Origin of the sequence: Actinopolyspora biskrensis (assembly GCF_013408175.1) — a bacterium.
GTDB classification, from domain to species: Bacteria; Actinomycetota; Actinomycetes; order Mycobacteriales; family Pseudonocardiaceae; genus Actinopolyspora; species Actinopolyspora biskrensis.
Genome location: NZ_JACBYW010000008.1, coordinates 47,172 through 63,943, shown reverse-complemented (window position 1 = coordinate 63,943; position 16,772 = coordinate 47,172). Strand labels below are relative to the sequence as shown.

Sequence of the window (16,772 nt, the reverse complement as noted above, 5' to 3'; positions counted from 1 at the left end):
GCTTTGCCACGGCCCTTCGAACTCCCCGGTTTCTACATGCCCTACTCGGCCCGTTTGAACCCGCACGTGACAGCGGCACGGGTCCACAGCAAACAGTGGGCCCTGGACATGGGAATGCTCACCGACGACGAGGCGCCGGGGGAAACAGCCGTCTGGTCCGAAGCCGACTTCGACGAGCACGACTACGCCCTGCTGTGCGGCTACACGCACCCCGACGCGACGGCGCCCAGACTGAAACTGGTCACCGACTGGTACGTGTGGGCGTTCTTCCTCGACGACTACTTCCTGGACCGTCACAAACGAACCGACCGGCCTGACCTGGCCGGGGAGTACCTGCGTGGCCTGGAACGGTTCATGCCGACCCGTCCCACGAAGTCTCCCCAGCGGCCCGGTGATCCCGTCGAACGCGGGTTGTCCGACCTGTGGGCTCGCACGGCCGGGCAGATGTCGCCCGGATGGTCGCTGCGCTTCGCAGAAAGCACCCGGAACCTGTTCGAGGGCCTCGTGCGGGAACTGGTCAACATCGCCAGCGACCGTGTCCCGAACCCGATCGACCACATCGAGACACACCGCGAGTTCGGCGGGGCGCAGTGGGCGGCGCACCTGGTCGAGTACGCGAGGGAGGCCGAACTTCCCCCTTCCATGGCCCACACCCACCCGCTCCGCGTGCTCGCCGACGCGTTCTCCGACGGGGTACACCTGCGCAACGACCTGTTCTCCTATCAGCGAGAAACGCAGGAGGAAGGAGAAGTCAACAACGGTGTGCTGGTGATCGAGCACTTCTTCGAGTGCTCACCACAGCGGGCCGCCGACATCACCAACGACCTGCTGACCTCACGACTGCACCGGTTCGACGAGACCGCGGCCGCGGCACTGCCGCCGCTGTTCGTCGAACACGCCCTCGAACCGGCCGGACGTGCCGACGTTCTCGGCTACGTCCAAGGGCTGCGGGACTGGCAGGCCGGTGGACACGAGTGGCACTCGCTCTCGAGCCGGTACATGAGCTCCGAGCCGAGCGGACCACCGGAAATCAGCCGGCTGCTCGGCCTGCCCAGCAGAACCGGAATGTCGGCTCTCCCACCAGAGCAATGCCCGCCTGGCGCGATCACGGACACCACGCGTGATCGGCCCACTGGTCGAGAGCGGAACCGGCCGTTCGAACCAACCGATTCCCGCCCGCCCCACGAGGTCGCGCCGAATCCGCTGCTGAACCAACTGCGCGAACACACCAGGTCCTGGGTCGAACGGCACGGTCTGCTCGAAACCACCGTCTGGAACGAGGACACCTTCGCGGCGACCGACCACGCCCTGTACGCCGCACTCACACGCCCGGACGCGGGCGAAGCGGAACTTACCCTGGTCGCCGACTGGCACATCTGGGCGGACTACCTGGACGAGCTGTTCGTCGCGGAATTCGAACGACCCCGTGACACGGCCGGCGCCCGGATCTTCGTCGACAGACTCCTCACCGTCCTGGAGCGGCCTCCCGAAACGGCTCCACATCCCAGCGGACCGGCCGAACACGCACTGGCCGAACTGCTGGCCCGCACGAGAACGAGCATGCCCACCCACCCCCGAAGACGATTCACCGAAGACCTGCGGGACTTCCTCGGAAACCGGCTGCGCGAACCGGTCGACCTCACCCGGAGCGGAATCGCCGACCCCGTCGAGCTCATCGGGAAACGCGGACGGACCGGGACAGGTGGGCTCTCGCTGGCACTGATCCGACTCACCATGGACGCCCCGCTCGACGACACACTGCACCGCAGCAGACAGCTGCGGGAGCTGACCCGGACGTTCGCCGAGATCGGCACGCTGCGCAACGACCTCTTCTGCCGGAAGCAAGAGCACGGCGCGGAAAGCGGGAACGCGGTACTGACCGTACAACGCTTCCTCGGCTGTGACGCTTCACGAGCCGGCGCTGTCCTGGCCGATCTGATCGAAGCCCGCCAACAGCGCTTCCACCACCTTCTCACGGAGGAGATTCCCGCGTTGCGTGTCGAGCACGAACCGTCCCCGCGGGAGGACGAACGACTCGACGGTCTTCTCGAACGACTCGAAACCTGGCTCGCCGGAGAGCTGAGCTGGTTGCTGACCACAGGGCGCGGCAGCACCACGGGCAGGACCACCTCGTTGGCGTCCCGACGGACGCTGCACGGGCCGGACGCGAGTCTCGCGTCCACCGGCGTCCCGCGCCTCCCCCGAACTCGCGACGAAGCACCGCACTGACCCGACCGCCCATTTCTTCGTTCCGACAACGTTGCCGAGACCTCCTCACACGGTCGACGGAAACGTGTGACGCACCGCTCTTCGACAGGATTGGTGACCGGCGCTGTGACAACCACCGAACCGGACGAGACCGCGGCTTCCACCAACACCTCGAGCCTGACCACGGGGGCCGCCCGTAATTTGGCGACGACGACCAAGTCGGCGCCGCAGATGCAGGGGATCTCCTCGCGATGGTTGCTGCGGATGCTGCCCTGGGTGCAGGTCCAGGCGGGTACCTATCGCGTCAATCGACGACTGACCTATTTGCTCGGTGACGGTCGGTTGACCTTCGTCAGCACCGGTGCCGAGATGCGGGTGATCCCGCAGGAGCTGCGGGAACTTCCGCTGCTGCGCGGGTTCGACGACGAGTCGGCGCTGGCCGCGCTGGCCGACCGGTTCACCCAGCAGCACTACGCTGCCGGAGATCCCATCGTCGAACGGGGCGGTCCGGCCGACCGGGTGGTGCTGATGGCACACGGCAAGGCCAACCGGATCGGCCCCGGCGAGTACGGCGAGGACACCGTGCTCGACGTTCTCGCCGACGGGGACCACATCGGGCAGCGGGTACTGGTCGAGGACACCGGCACCTGGCAACACACCCTCAAGGCCATCACCGCCTGCACCGTGCTGACCCTCCCCCTGCGGGAAGCCCGCGAAATGGAGCGACGGTTCACGGGGCTGAACACTCATCTTCGGCAGGTCGTTTCCCAGTCGGTACCGCCGCACAACAGGCGCGGTGAAGCCGATATCCACATCGAATCGGGGCACACCGGTGAGCCGCCGTTGGCGGGGACGTACGTGGATTACGAGCCGGCTCCCCGGGAGTACGAGCTCAGCGTGGCCCAGACGGTGTTGCGGGTGCACAGCCGGGTGGCCGATCTGTACAACCAGCCGATGAACCAGACCGAACGACAACTCGCCCTCACCGTCGAGGCGCTGCGCGAGCGCCAGGAGGAGGAGCTGGTCAACAACCGCGAGTTCGGGCTGCTGCACAACGCCGACCTCACCCAGCGCCTCCACACCCGAAGCGGCCCGCCCACCCCCGACGACCTCGACGAACTCCTCGCTCGCCGCAGAAGGTCCGAGTTCTTCCTGGCCCACCCGAGGGTGATCGCCGCCTTCGGGCGGGAGTGCAACCGTCGCGGTATTCGCCCCAGAACGATCCGGCACCAGGGTGCGCCCGTGATTTCCTGGCGCGACGTTCCACTGCTGCCCTGCGACAAGATCCCCATCAGCGAGACGGGCACCAGTTCCGTTCTGGTGCTGCGCACAGGGGAGGAAAACGAAGGGGTGGTCGGGCTGCACCAAACGGGCATCCCCGACGAGTACGCTCCGGGTCTCAATGTCCGTTTCATGGGCATCGACGAGAAGGCGATCATCTCCTACCTCGTCAGCGCCTACTACTCCGCCGCCGTGCTGGTCCCCGACGCGCTCGGAGTGCTCGAGCACGTGGAAGTGTCCCGCTGAAGCGGGGAAAGGACTGTTGTCAGTGACTCTCGTCGACTCAAGGGACAACGCGGGGCCCTCCCGCGACACGCTGGAGCACAGCCGTGCTCTGACGCACCCCGCCCTGCGGGCCTCGGTGGAACGGCTTCCCGACGAGGCACGCGCCGTTGCCGCCTACCACCTCGGCTGGTGCGACGAGCAGGGCGCTCCGCACGAGGTCCGGGGCGGAAAAGCGCTGCGCCCTGCCTTGGTGCTGTCCGCGGCGCAGTCCGTGGGAGGTTCGGCCGAGGCGGCCGTGCCCGCCGCGGTCGCCGTGGAGCTCGTGCACAACTTCTCGCTGCTGCACGACGATGTCATCGACGGGGACGAGACGCGGAGGCACCGGCCCAGCGCCTGGGCGGTTTTCGGGACGGGTGCGGCGATCCTCGCCGGTGACGCGATGCTCACGGCCGCGACAGAAGTGCTGGTGACCAGCGAGAGCCCGGTGGCCGTGGAAGCGGCCCGTGACCTCAGCAGGACCGTGCACACGCTCATCCACGGTCAGAGCACGGACATGGAGTTCGAGCAGCGTCGGTACGTCGCCGTGGACGAGTGCGTGGACATGGCCGAGGCCAAAACCGGTGCTCTGCTCGGTTGTGCCTGTGCGTTGGGAGCTTCTTTCGGCGGAGGAACCGAGCAGCAGGTGAGCAGGCTCGGCCGGTTCGGCCGGTGTATCGGGCTGGCCTTCCAACACGTCGACGATCTCCTGGGGATCTGGGGAGATCCATCGGTGACGGGCAAGCCGATTCACTCGGATCTGCGGTCCCGCAAGAAGACACTCCCGATACTGGCCGCGTTGCATTCGGACACTCCCGCGGCCGAGGAGTTGAACGAGCTCTACCGGAACGATCGAGCACTGTCCGAACAGGAGGTGCAACACGCGGCGAACCTGGTCGAACGTGCCGGTGGCAGACGGTTCAGCCTCGATGAGGCCGACCGGCTGCTGGGCGTGGCCCTGAACGAGCTCGACGGAGGCCTCGAAGGGGCCGCCGTGTCCGAACTGACCGAGCTGGCGCGGCTGGCCACCCGGCGCGACCACTGAGCGGAGGAGGGATCGCCCGGCCCTCCGACGCTGCGCGGCCGGGTTCCGGCGATCCCGAAAGGACGACCCTCCGGTCCCCGGCCGGAGGTCTCGGCCAGTTCGCCGGCGCCGTTCCCCGAGTTCCGGCGCTCGTCGCCCGCCGGAACTCGGCGGGGCTTTCCGCTCTCCCCTGGCGTAGGTGGTTGTCGAGCGGAACCTCCCGCGGCAGCGCTAGCTGCTCGGGGCCCTTTTCGGCGCCGCCGCGCCGAATCGTCACGCCCGCCGTCAGCGCGGCGGGGAAGCATCGGTCAGTCCGAGCGCTGATCCCGTTGTTGCTCCGGGTGTTCGTCGAGCAGTTCCAGCATGTCCAGCACCTGCTCCTGCAGTCCCGCGTCGAGCTCACCCGCACGCATGGCTATGGCGCGCACCCGGTGCTCCTGCAGTTTCGCCCGCAGGACACGGTCGGCATCGCTTTCCGAGCCGAGCAGGTAGTCCACCGTCACCGGCGCGGTTTCGGAGTGGCGACGGTCGTTGAAGAACTTCGCGATGGCTCGCAGCACGTCCGCGGACGGATTGGTGTGCCTGCCGTTGCGCAATCCGTCGAGGTAGTTGGCCCCGAGCGTGGTCGCGTGCTCGGGATCGGCGCTGATCGACTCAGCCGCGAATTTCGTGCTGTAGGGTTTCCATTTTCCGCGTCTGTCACGGTAACGCACGGTGTCGAAGAGTGCGCGCAGCCGCTTGGCCAGTGTGCTGGACTCGTTCGTCGCGTTCTCATAGCGCGCGCGCACTTTCCGAATGTCCTTTCGAACAGAGCTTGTGCGAGCCGACATCGCCTGGTCCTGCGAGAATAACACGGTGCGACCATGCTCCAGGTCACAAAAGCGCGCGGAACGCCGCGATCCGAACGTCCCCCGGAGGACGCCCCGGCGACTACACGATGTTGATTGCTTAATATATTAAGTATAGAGTCGGTCGCGGCGATCGTGAGGCTTCTGGGGGTGCCTCGCGCTCGCTGCGGCTCTCCCTGCCCGGATGCCGCGGAGAGCCCCGTTCCCCTCCGCGGTATTCCCCCGGAGCGAACGACACGGGTGCCGCTCGGTGGACTACGCCTGTGCCGCCCGCACGAACGGCCCGCTCGTGATCACGGCCGGGGCCTGCCCGCTGGACGAGCACGGCGCGACCGTGTGCGTCGACGATCCCGCGGGACAGGCCCGGCAGTGCGTGCGCAATCTGGCGGCGACCCTGCGCGAGGCCGAAACCGACCTCGACCACGTGGTGCGTTGCACCGTCTACGTGGCGACCCGGGACCGCGGACGGCTACGCACCACGTGGAACGCGGTACGTGACGAATTCGGAACCCACGCCCCTCCCGCCACACTGCTCGGCGTGAGCCTGCTCGGCTACGACGACCAGCTGGTCGAAGTCGACGCCATAGCCACCCCGGCGTGACCTCTCCCCGGGACCACCCCGCGACGGCGCACGATAATCACGATACGTGCTTTTCCGACTACATAGGACAATAACGGTGCGCCGTGCGGGATTCGGGAAGACGCGTGCCACGTCTCCGTTCGCCGGGGTCGGCAGCAGCTCACCCGAGGTGTGACGAATTCGGAGAACGGCCGTGTGCTCCACGGTTTCGCCGCGGAGGCGTGGCGGGTGGTGCTTAATCGGAGCGTTACCGGTAGGCTCTGTCTCGCCGGAAGGGTTTCACCCTCCGGTGGGACTGGCCGTTTGCTCCTATCACGAGTCGATACGGATGACACTTCAAGACGACCGTGCTCGACCCTGGTTCCAGCCACTGGCGCCAACCGGACAACCGCACAATGACTTCTCGACCGATGCCGGACCGTTGACCACCCGCATCGAGGGTGAACTCATCCCTCCGGACCAACCGCTGACCCCGGCACCGTGGGCGGAACGGCTCGAAGTCACCCAGCCGTTCATCCCCGCCATCCGCGAGCAGCCCCCGGAGTTCGCCAAAAAGCTGAACCCGGAACCGGCCACCTCGGCACCCACCGCCGAGGACAGCTCCGTGGACGGGGCAACGAGCGTGGCCACCCCCACCGAGCACCGGGCAGCGGCGCCCTCCTCGCCTGCCACGGAAAAATCCGCGCGCACTCCGGAGACGGCGGCCGAACCCACCGCGGAACGCCCGAAACGGCGCAGCCTGGCTCGCCGCGTCGTTCGACGCATCCTCGGGCCCGATCTGCTGCGCAAGGATCCCGCACCGAAGAAACGCTGACACCGGGGGATTTTCCGCCTCGCGACCTACCCGGGGCACAGCGCGTATCGGACCGCGCATCGGACGCTGTCCACCAATTGGCACTCGGAGCGTGATGTCCACAGCACCGCCGGCACCCGTCGGCACCACTCCGCGGGAAGCGGACCAACGCGCCCCCACCTCACTCCCCCGGTTCGCCTGGGTGCCGATCACCGCGCTCGCTCTCGGCTTCTTCGCCGTCGGGATGCTGGTCGCCTCCCGGTACGGTTATTTCGGCGACGAGCTGTACTTCCTCGCGGCGGGCGACCATCCCGCACCGGGGTACGTGGACCAGCCCCCGGGAGTGCCGCTGGTCGCGCGCGCCATGCAGACGCTGTTTCCCGACTCGCTGGTCGCGCTGCGTCTCCCGTCGCTGCTGGCCACCATCGGCTACATCGTCTTCGCGGCGCTGACCACCCGCGAACTCGGCGGAAAACGCCTCGCGCAGACCTGCGCCGCCGGTGCCTGCATGCTGGCGCCCCACTTCGTGGGGTCGGCGCACCTGCTGGTCACCTACTCGTTCGACCAGGCGCTGTGGGCCTGGGTCCTGTGGTTGGTGGTCCGGTGGACACGCAAGTACCAGCAGGGCGAGTCCGGTGATCCGCTGCTGATCGGCGCCGGGCTGGTCACGGCCGTGGCGCTGCAGTTCAAACTGCTCATTCCGGCGCTGTGGCTGGTGCTGGTTCTCGCTGCCGTGCTGTTCGGACCACGTCGGCTGCCGCTGCGTCCCGGTCTGTGGGTGGCCGGGGGCCTGTCGGTGCTGGCCGCCCTGCCCGGTCTGCTGTGGCAGGTCGACAACGGTTGGCCCCAGCTGGAGATGGCCGAGGTGGTCGACTCCGAGACCGGAGGTGTCACTTCGTTCCTGCGCGTGCTGTTCACCCAGGTCGGTCCGATCGGGGGGACACTGACGGTCGTGGGGCTGTGCGGACTGCTGTTCCGGCGGCAGCTGAGTCCCTACCGGTTCATCGGGGTCACCGTCGTGGCGCTCACCGCGCTGTTCGCGATGAGCAGCGGGCGCTCCTACTACCTGGCCGGTTGCTACGCGGTCCTGTTCGCCGCCGCCACCGTGGTCGTGCAGCTCTGGTGGCAGCAACGTCCGGCCACCGGCACCTACCGCTGGCTGTTCCGCGGTTGGACGGCCGCGGTGGCTCTGAGCTACGCCTGGGCCTCCCAGGGGGCGATCAACACGCTGCCGATCGCCCCGGTCTCGGAGATCCGGCCGGGCAACGTCGTGGCCACGGCCAGTCTGGGCTGGGAGCCGATCACCGCCCAGATCGCCGAGCAGTACCACTCGCTGCCGGGCGAGGTCCCCACGGCCGTGATCACCCACGACTACTGGTCGGCTAGTGCGCTGCACCACTTCGGCCCCGAACACGGTCTGTCCGATGTATACAGCCCGAGCCGGGGTTTCTGGTACTTCGACCGCCCCGGCGAGGACGTCGAGCGCGTCGTCTACCTCGGCTCCGACCGCGAGCAGCTGGAGAAGTGGTTCGGCGACGTCCGCAAGGTCGGTACCGTCGAGACCGATCTCGACGCCGCCACCTACTACGAGGACATGCGCATCTGGGTGGCAGGAGCCCCGAAGGAACCGTGGTCGCAGCTGTGGCCGCGGTTGCACCACATGAGCCTGTGGTGACCACTGCTCGCGACGGCGACCGCCCCGCTGCTCGAGCTGGGCGAAACTCCGCGCCGAACTGCTGACCGGCCCGCGCGAACGCCGCGTCGGTCCTCCCCCGGTGAACACCACGACGCCGGGGGCGATCACCGGCTCCCGCTCGGCCTGCGCGTTCACAGCAGGCTCCGACGTCCTACGCACGTGCCTGCAGGTCCGCGCCGGTAGCACTGCCCACGGCAGCAGGCGCCTCCGGAGCGGAGCAGAGGTCCCTCCGGAGCACCCGACCCCATTTTGCGGCGTGCCGAAACAAAATTTTTCGGGTACCCTAAAAAGCCAGTTGTGCAAGACGTAAGATTGGTGTCGCGGGGGTTCGGAAGATGTCGACGACCCTGGACCGGCTTCACCGGGGCCAAACGGCCACCGTGACCGCGCTGGAACTCGAGGGCGCCGAACGGCGGCGCCTGATGGACATGGGGTTGCTCGTCGGCACCACGGTCTCGGTCGACCGCGTCAGCCCGCTCGGCGATCCCACGGCCTACCGGGTGCGGGACGGTCTGCTCGTGCTGCGCCGCGGACAAGCCCACCTGGTCCACGTCGACCTCCCCGAGGGAGATCCGACGTGACCGCGGCGGACTCTTCGAGCAACACCTCCCCCGCCTGCGGGGACTGCGTGCTCAACAACGCCTCCAACCTGCGCAAACTGGGCGTGGATCCCGCGGGGCACGACATCGTCACCGCGGTGGCCGGAAATCCCAACACCGGCAAGAGCACCGTGTTCAACGCGCTGACGGGGCTACGCCGGCATGTCGGCAACTGGTCGGGCAAAACCGTGGACAGGGCGGAGGGAAGTTTCGAGTACCGTCGGCGCCGCTACAAGCTCGTCGATCTGCCCGGCACGTACTCGCTGCTGTCCACCAGCCACGACGAGGACATCGCCCGCGACTTCCTGCTGTTCGGACGTCCCGACGTGACCGTGGTGGTCGTCGACGCGACACGGCTGGAACGCAACCTCAACCTCGTCCTGCAGATCCTGCAGATCACCGACCGAGTGGTGTGCGCCCTCAACCTCGTCGACGAAGCCGAGCGCAACGGGCTGACAGTGGACTCCAGGCACCTGACCCGGGAACTGGGGGTGCCCGTGGTCCCGATGACGGCACGCCGCGGCACCGGAATGACGGAACTGCTGGAAGCGGTGGAACAGGTGACCTCGGGCGCGATCACCACCAGAGGCAAGCGGGTCCAGCACCGCGACAACCGGGTCGAACAGGCGGTGAGCCGCCTCGCCGAACGGATCGAAGGGAAGTTCCCCGGGGTGGTCAACACCAGGTGGATCGCCCTGCGGCTGCTCGAAGGCGACCCCAGCGTCGAGCGTGCCGTCGCCGACGGCACGCTGGGTGAACTGTCCACCGCCGCCGTGATCGCGGCGTCTTCGGACGGGAACACGACATGAACCGCTCGGCGATCCTCGACGAGGCCGCACGCCTGCGTGCCGAGCTGGACGACGACTTCCGGGACGGAATCGTCGAATCCCTCTACACCGAAGCCTCCCGCATCACCTCCACCACCCTCTCCCGCCGGGAATCCCCCGCCCGGACGACCTGGGACAAACTGCTCGACAGGGCGCTGACCCACCGCGTGTGGGGATTCGTGGTCATGGGGGCACTGCTGTTCGGGGTTTTCTGGTTCACCATCGCCGGCGCGGCGGCACCCTCCGGGCTGCTGTCCACGCTGCTCGTCGAACACGGTCACGGTTGGCTGACACGGCTCGTGGCTCCGCTGCACGTCCCCGAGTGGCTGACGGGGCTGCTGGTCGACGGGGTGTACCTGTCCACCGCCTGGGTCGTGGCCGTGATGCTGCCGCCCATGGCGATCTTCTTCCCGCTGTTCACGATCCTCGAGGACTTCGGGTACCTGCCCAGGGTCGCGTTCAACCTGGACAGACTCTTCGCGAGGTCCGGAGCGCACGGCAAGCAGGCGCTGTCCATGATGATGGGGTACGGCTGCAACGCGGCCGGAGTGACCTCCACCAGGATCATCGACAGCCGGCGCGAACGGCTGATCGCCATCATCACCAACAATTTCAGCATCTGCAACGGACGCTGGCCCGTGCTCATCCTGATGGGCACCGTCTTCCTCGGAAAACTGGTCCCGCCCGCCTTCGCGGGCGTGGTCGCCGCGGGCAGTGTCGTGACCGTGGCCTTCCTCGGCGTGCTGGTCACACTGCTGGTGTCCTGGGGGCTGTCGAAAACGGTGCTGCGCGGGGAGACCTCGGTGTACTCGCTGGAGCTTCCCCCGTACCGGCCGCCCAGGATCTGGCGGACCCTCTACACCAGCCTCATCGATCGCACCCTGAAAGTACTGCGCAGAGCGGTGACCATGGCCGCCCCCGCGGGGGCGGCCATCTGGCTGATCAGCAACGTCACCATCGCCGAGGCGAGCCTGGCCGGTCATCTCGCCGCGCTGCTCGCCCCGTTGGGATGGCTGATGGGGCTCAACGGCCTCATCCTGCTGGCCTACGTCGTGGCCATCCCCGCCAACGAGATCATCGTTCCCACCATCCTGATGCTGACGCTGACCCTCGGCCCCGATCTGCTCGGCGCCGACAGCGGGGTCCTGCTCGAGCTGGGGACCGCCGAGACCCGGACCGTGCTCGTGCAGGCGGGAGGCTGGACCTTGCTCACAGCCGTCAACCTGATGCTGTTCAGCCTGCTGCACAACCCGTGCGGCACCACCATCCTCACCATCTGGCACGAAACTCGGAGCCTGAAATGGACGACCGTGGCCACGCTGCTGCCGGTCGGGCTCGGGATCGTGGTCACGAGCCTGACCGCCGCCGTGGCCCGTTCGGCCGGGTGGGTGTGACCGGGGCGAGAGCGCTTCAGGTCGCCAGGTGCGCCTCCAGCGCGTCGGCACCGGCCACCGCGCCACCACCGCTGCGCACGCCGAAACTCGTCGCCGAGGCCACGGCCCGCATCCGCTCGTCCCCGGACACGGCATCGACCGTCTTGCGCAGGATCTCCGGGGTCACCTCGGCGGGGAGGACCCGGGCCAGCCCGAGCTGCTCGGCACGTTCGGCATTGGCCCGCTGTTCCGGCATCTGCGGATAGGCCACCAGAGGGACACCGTGATACAGCGACTCCATCGTGGAGTTCATGCCCGTGTGCGACAGGAACACGTCCGCGTGCTCGAGCACGGCCGGCTGCGGGAACCGGGTGCGCACGTCGAAGTTGTCCGGCACAGGTCCCAGCTCGTCCGGGTCGAGCCGTTCGCCGATCGACATCGCCACCTGCCACGGCCCGTCGGAGAAGGCGTCCAGGCACTGGCGGTAGAAATCCGGGCGGTTGTTGAACGCGGTGCCCAGGGAGATGAACAGCAGTGGCGCCTCAGGGGCCCGCGGGGTGAACGACTCCCGCGTGGCCCTGCTGCCGAGTGAAGGCCCCAGGAACCGGAAACGGTCGTCGAAGGTCTCGGCTTCGGGCTGGAACTGGCGCGGAATGGACACCAGGTTCAAATCGGCGGGTTTCGCGGAGAACACGGACTCCGGCGGGGAGACTCCGAGTTCCTCGGCCAGCTCAGCGCGGTTTCGCTCCACTTCGCGCAGCGCGGGGTGCTCGGTGTCGAAGTCCTCGGGCAGGAAGGTCCGCAGCAGCGAGAAGTGCTCGTTCGCTGCGAAGTTGGGCACCAGGGCCGCTCCGGGAACTCCGAGGACCTCGGCCAGCATCGGGCCGGCCATCATCATCATGTCGTAGCACACCACGTCGGGCGGGTCCTCGGTGAAGTGCCGGCGCAGCACGGGAAAGGACACACGCACGTGCTCGAGGAGATAGCCCATCATCTCCGCCAACATCTCCGGGGTCATCCGGTCGAATGATTGCGTGGGCGGGGAGAAATCCATGTTGGTGTCGACGCCTTGAGCACCGCTGGACCGCACGGTTTCCAACTTGCGGTTCCCGGTGGCGTAGCTGACGCGGTGGCCGCGCTTCCTCAGCTCTTCCACCAGCGGGAGGTTCGGGTTCACATGCCCGTCGAAGGGTGGTGCCATGAACGCGAAATGGCGGGACATACTTCCTCGCAGCGTCGTTCGAGAAAAATTTTGGCATTTGTCGCCACTTTCGTTTCGATTGTTCCGCCCCGCACACGGCGAACGCCCGCGCCCGCACGCAAAAGTGACGTCATCAACATCGCCAGCACCACGAAAGAACCAAAACGGGCAGAGCTCGCGGGAGCACCGCCGCGGTCGCGTCCGGAGCGCCCCTGCCGGGCGAACACGAACACCGGGTCACCGTCACCGAGGCGGACCTGCGCGGTCCCGAATCGGTGCTCAACGCCCGAGGCGCGGGACGCTTCCTCGTGCGAGCAACCGCCGGATCTCTCCGACGACGTACTCGGCACAGGCACGGACCCGCTGCGCCGTGTTCTCCCAGTCCTCTTCCTGCTGGGCGAGGTAGACGGCTCGCGCGTGCACGAGCACGGGGCGGTGCCCCTCCGGGAGCCGGTGGAGCGCCCAGTCGGCCGCGGCGTCCTTGGAGCTGATCACTCCCGTGACGAGGCTGGACCAGATGCGTGCCAGCGTCAGCACCACGTTGCGCGTGTCGGACCACAGCTCGTCGAGCAGTTCCGGAACGGCGGCGGCGAACGCGCGGACGAGATCCTCGTGCGGTACGGGATCGAGCACCCGCCCCGGCGGAGGACCGTACACCGCGGCGTCGCCGAGCAGCACCATCGTCACCAGCGGGGCCAGGTCGGGGCTGCTCACCGGTGACGGCAGCTCACCGCTCTCGAACTCCGCGCGCGACCACTCCCCGTACTGGAACTCGCAGCGCGGCGGGTAGTGCCACGGCCTCAGATCGGTATCGACTGCGACCGTCAACTCCACCGGCCGGGCCGAACCGGGTGGCCCGACGGCACCGGACCCCCGCAGCAGGCCGTCGACGAGCGCCCGCCGCTGCCGCCACGTCATGCGCCGCCGGGACACGACGAGCAGGTCGAGATCACTGTGCGGGCGCAGCCCGTCGAGCACAGCGGAGCCGTGGCGGTAGATCCCGACGACGTCCGCGCCGAGCACGTCGTGGACCAGGCGCGCGGTGTCCTCCTCCTGCGACATCGACCTGCTCCCTCCATTCGGTCCCGGCCGTTTCCCCGCGCCGGTCACACCGTCCACAACGGCATCCCGACCGAGCGTGGTGGACAGATCTCCCCGGAACTCACGCGGTCGGGGCCGCTGGTCCGTGGTCACGGCACCGTCAGGACCCGCGGGCCCCGGGCGGTCACGGCGACCGTCTCCCCGAGCAGGAGGCAGCGGCTTCCGTCCTCGGTCTCCACCGAACCGTCGGGCCCGTGCCGGACCCCGTCGGATCCTCCGTCGGCCAGCGCCGCCACGATCGTCACCACCATGCCCGGGCGCAGCGGCAGCCCTTCGCCTCGCTTTCCGGGCCGCGGAAGCGCGGGAGGTTCCCGGAGGGCGCGTCCGATGCCGTGTCCACAGGAGAGGGGCATCCCGTAGCCCGCTCCGCGCACCACCAGACCGAGCGCGTGGGAGAGGTCTCCCAGCCGGTTGCCCGCCGTGGCCGCGGACGCGGCACCGCGCAGCGCCTCCCGGGCCGTGCCGGCCGAACGCCGCGCGGGCTCGTCCTCGGCGCCGACGGTCTCCGTGGCCGCTGACCAGGCACACCAGCCTCCCACGCTGCCCGCGCACTCCACGGTGACCAGCTCGCCCGGGACGAACCCGTTCCCGTCCGGCGCGCGGCCGCGGATCACCTCCTCGCGGGACACGGTCAGTGCCCGCCTGCGCGAGGCGGAGTGTCGCGTCGCGTCGAAGGCGGGCCTCGCGTCGTGGGCGGCCAGCACCGAACAGGCGGTGGCTTCCAGCTCGGCGCCGGTGGTTCCCCGGGTGATCCGCGCGGTGACGGTGTTCAGCGCCGCGGCCACGGCACGGCCCGCATCACGCATGGCCCCGATCTCGGCGGCGGATCTGAGTTCGACCGACCCCCGCGGCACTCACGTGGTCCCTTCCGGGCCCGGCGGGGTTCGCCCGCGGGAGAACTCGGTGCACAGCACGTGGTTCTTCGTCGGACCGGAGACCACCCAGCGCTGCCACCACGTGTCGTCGTCGACCACGCCGAACTCACCCCGGTACAGATCGTCCCGGCAGGGATGTTCGGCTCGGCAGTAGCCTTCCCGCAGGTCCAGGGCGTGGAAGAAGTCCCCGTAGTCGAAATGCACGTGGGCCCGGCCCGGTCCGGTCACGTGGTAACGCAGCGCGCGGAACGCGGGCCCCCGGTGCTCGCCCAGCCGCAGGGACCCCCGTTCCTCGTAGTGCAGCACGTCCTCGTCCGGGACGAAACGGGCCGAGCCCTCGAACTCGCCCAGCCTGCCCCCGTCCGGGTCCGAGATCACCCGCCGCAGCGACCAGTCCCCGCCGAAGAAGGCGGGCAGGTCGTGCACGGCACGACCACACGATGCGTTCAACTTCCCCTGGCACCTCCCACCACGGCCTCGTCGTTCGAGTCCTCGCTCTCCGCGGGGACCAGTCCCGACAGGTCGGTGCCGGTGTCGTTGGTCCGCAGCACGAACGGTCTGGTCTCGGTGTAGCGGATCACGCTGAACGAGCACGGTTCGACCACGATCCGCTGGAAACCGTCCAGGTGCAGTCCCAGCGCGTCGGCCAGGAGCCCCTTGATCACGTCACCGTGCGTGCAGGCCAGCCACACCGCCTGCGAACCGTGTTCCTCGGCCACCCGCGCGTCCTGGGCACGCACGGCGGCCACCGCCCGCGCCTGCATCTGGGCCAGGCCCTCGCCGCCGGGAAACACCGCGGCGGAAGGGTGCTGCTGGACCACACGCCACTGGGGTTGTTCGGACAGCTCCTTCAGCGAACGGCCCGTCCAGTCGCCGTAGTCGACCTCGTAGAGCCCCTCGTCGGTTTCCACCGGCAGGGCACGCCGACCGGCCAGGTCGGCGACCGTGTCGACGCATCGTTGCAGCGGGGAGGCCAGCACGGCCCGCAGCGGGACGGGGCGGAGCCGATCGACCAGCCCGGAAGCCTGGGTCCGGCCCGTCTCGTCCAAACCGACACCGGGAGTGCGGCCTGCCAGCGTTCCCGCGCCGTTGGCCGCCGAACGCGCGTGTCGCAGCAAAATCACCGTCGCCACGCCTCGAGCATACGTACGAAAGGTGCCGCACCGGACATCCGGTGCGGCACCTTTCGTCGTCCACTTGGTCGTCACACGGTCATGCCTGCAGCACACCGAAACCGAGCAGCACGTACACGGCGAGGCCGACCAACACACGCCACCAGACGAACAGGTAGACGCTGTGCTTTTCCACGTACCTCAACAGCCAGGCGATGCAGGCATAGCCCACCAGCCCGGCCAGCACAGTGGCCACGAGCATCTGCGGACCGCTCGGTTGCAGACCCGCCCCGCCCGGATCGAACACGTGCCCCAGCTCCAACAACCCCGCCGCGAACACGGCCGGGATCGCCAGCAGGAACGAGAACCGCACTGCGGTGGGGCGGTTCAGCCCCAGCGCCAGGCCGGCCGTGATCGTTCCGCCGGAGCGGGACACCCCGGGCACCAGGGCGAGGGACTGGGCCAGCCCCATGAGCACACCGTCACTGAGCCGCAGCTCGGCCTGCTTGCGCAGCTGGGGCCCGTAACGCTCGGCCAGCCCGAGCAGCAGGCCGAACACGATCAGCGTGGTCGCGGTGATCCACAGGCTGCGCAGCGCTCCCCGGATCAGGTCCTGGAAGAAGAACCCGAGGATCCCGATGGGGATGCTGCCCACGATCACGTACCACGCCAGTCGGTAATCCTGGGTGCGCCGCACCTCGGGATTGACCATGCCGCGGAACCACGTCGCGATCAGGCGTGCGATGTCGGCGAAGAAATAGATCACCACGGCGAGTTCCGTGCCGATCTGGGTGACCGCCGTGAACGACGCGCCCGCGTCGGCGTTGAACAGCAGCTGCGAGACGACCCGCAAGTGCCCCGAGGACGAAACGGGCAAGAACTCGGTCAAACCCTGCACCACGGCAAGCACCACGGCCTGCAACCACGTCAACGGAATCCACTCCAGCACAGTCGAATATCGCGCTCCGTCCGGAGCACCACGTACGGCCTTTC

14 protein-coding genes and 1 pseudogene are annotated in these 16,772 nt (G+C 68.4%); 8 read left to right on the top strand and 7 right to left on the bottom strand.

Translation table 11 applies throughout. The features are described from left to right. Positions 1-3 precede the first annotated feature (3 nt). From FHR84_RS19295 to FHR84_RS19285, 3 genes are all read left to right on the top strand, one after another. The gene (locus tag FHR84_RS19295; protein WP_179536954.1) at positions 4-2,229 is read left to right on the top strand and encodes a terpene synthase family protein; all 2,226 of its coding nucleotides are present in this window, start codon (positions 4-6) and stop codon (positions 2,227-2,229) included. Between the two features lie 90 nt (positions 2,230-2,319). After that, positions 2,320-3,735 carry a family 2B encapsulin nanocompartment shell protein gene (locus FHR84_RS19290; RefSeq protein WP_425489966.1) on the top strand — a complete coding sequence of 472 codons (1,416 nt, stop codon included), beginning with the start codon at positions 2,320-2,322 and terminating at the stop codon, positions 3,733-3,735. A 22-nt stretch (positions 3,736-3,757) separates the two neighbouring features. Next, positions 3,758-4,795, top strand: a complete 1,038-nt coding sequence (locus FHR84_RS19285; RefSeq protein ID WP_179536953.1) for a family 2 encapsulin nanocompartment cargo protein polyprenyl transferase — start codon at positions 3,758-3,760, stop codon at positions 4,793-4,795. A 287-nt stretch (positions 4,796-5,082) separates the two neighbouring features. Here FHR84_RS19285 and FHR84_RS19280 read toward each other — a convergent pair whose 3' ends face one another. Next, entirely contained in the window at positions 5,083-5,562 is a 480-nt protein-coding gene (locus tag FHR84_RS19280) for a hypothetical protein (RefSeq protein ID WP_179536952.1), read from the bottom strand. A 310-nt stretch (positions 5,563-5,872) separates the two neighbouring features. On the opposite strand from FHR84_RS19280, the gene FHR84_RS19275 reads away from it, so the two are divergent. The 5 genes and pseudogenes from FHR84_RS19275 (at position 5,873) to feoB (ending at position 11,511) form a co-directional block, all read left to right on the top strand. Then, positions 5,873-6,223 carry a RidA family protein gene (locus tag FHR84_RS19275; RefSeq protein ID WP_343075337.1) on the top strand — a complete coding sequence of 117 codons (351 nt, stop codon included), beginning with the start codon at positions 5,873-5,875 and terminating at the stop codon, positions 6,221-6,223. A gap of 307 nt (positions 6,224-6,530) precedes the next feature. Next, a complete protein-coding gene (locus tag FHR84_RS19270; protein ID WP_218863408.1) occupies positions 6,531-7,016 on the top strand; it encodes a hypothetical protein in 486 nt (161 codons plus the stop codon). A 94-nt stretch (positions 7,017-7,110) separates the two neighbouring features. Next, complete coding sequence (locus FHR84_RS19265) at positions 7,111-8,670, top strand: glycosyltransferase family 39 protein (protein WP_179536949.1); 1,560 nt, start codon at positions 7,111-7,113, stop codon at positions 8,668-8,670. 356 nt (positions 8,671-9,026) lie between these two features. Continuing rightward, positions 9,027-9,272: a FeoA family protein gene (locus tag FHR84_RS19260; RefSeq protein WP_179536948.1), complete on the top strand. Its 246-nt coding sequence runs from the start codon at positions 9,027-9,029 to the stop codon at positions 9,270-9,272. After that, positions 9,269-11,511 (top strand): annotated as a pseudogene (gene feoB / locus FHR84_RS23545) (ferrous iron transport protein B). Before FHR84_RS19260 ends, feoB begins: the two are co-directional and overlap by 4 nt. Positions 11,512-11,527: 16 nt before the next feature. On the opposite strand, the gene FHR84_RS19245 reads toward feoB, so the two are convergent. The 6 genes from FHR84_RS19245 to FHR84_RS19220 form a co-directional block, all read right to left on the bottom strand. Further along, positions 11,528-12,712: a macrolide family glycosyltransferase gene (locus tag FHR84_RS19245; protein WP_179536945.1), complete on the bottom strand. Its 1,185-nt coding sequence runs from the start codon at positions 12,710-12,712 to the stop codon at positions 11,528-11,530. 258 nt (positions 12,713-12,970) lie between these two features. Next, the gene (locus FHR84_RS19240; RefSeq protein WP_179536944.1) at positions 12,971-13,753 is read right to left on the bottom strand and encodes an aminoglycoside adenylyltransferase family protein; all 783 of its coding nucleotides are present in this window, start codon (positions 13,751-13,753) and stop codon (positions 12,971-12,973) included. Positions 13,754-13,881: 128 nt separating this feature from the next. After that, entirely contained in the window at positions 13,882-14,646 is a 765-nt protein-coding gene (locus FHR84_RS19235; protein WP_179536943.1) for a M24 family metallopeptidase, read from the bottom strand. Continuing rightward, on the bottom strand, positions 14,647-15,117 hold the full coding sequence (locus FHR84_RS19230) for a DUF6314 family protein (protein WP_218863406.1): 471 nt from the start codon (positions 15,115-15,117) through the stop codon (positions 14,647-14,649). Beyond that, positions 15,114-15,800 carry an MSMEG_4193 family putative phosphomutase gene (locus FHR84_RS19225; RefSeq protein WP_179536942.1) on the bottom strand — a complete coding sequence of 229 codons (687 nt, stop codon included), beginning with the start codon at positions 15,798-15,800 and terminating at the stop codon, positions 15,114-15,116. The genes FHR84_RS19230 and FHR84_RS19225 overlap by 4 nt, the downstream gene beginning before the upstream one ends. 79 nt (positions 15,801-15,879) lie before the next feature. Next, positions 15,880-16,728, bottom strand: a complete 849-nt coding sequence (locus tag FHR84_RS19220; protein ID WP_343075336.1) for an undecaprenyl-diphosphate phosphatase — start codon at positions 16,726-16,728, stop codon at positions 15,880-15,882. Between the last annotated feature and the right edge of the window lie 44 nt (positions 16,729-16,772).

Excerpts from the sequence above, each read along its gene's own strand:
- FHR84_RS19270 (WP_218863408.1), top strand. The coding sequence starts at position 6,531 with ATGACACTTCAAGACGACCGTGCTCGACCCTGGTTCCAGCCACTGGCG.
- FHR84_RS19265 (WP_179536949.1), top strand. The coding sequence starts at position 7,111 with ATGTCCACAGCACCGCCGGCACCCGTCGGCACCACTCCGCGGGAAGCG.
- FHR84_RS19260 (WP_179536948.1), top strand. The coding sequence starts at position 9,027 with ATGTCGACGACCCTGGACCGGCTTCACCGGGGCCAAACGGCCACCGTG.
- FHR84_RS19245 (WP_179536945.1), bottom strand. The coding sequence starts at position 12,712 with ATGTCCCGCCATTTCGCGTTCATGGCACCACCCTTCGACGGGCATGTG.
- FHR84_RS19240 (WP_179536944.1), bottom strand. The coding sequence starts at position 13,753 with ATGTCGCAGGAGGAGGACACCGCGCGCCTGGTCCACGACGTGCTCGGC.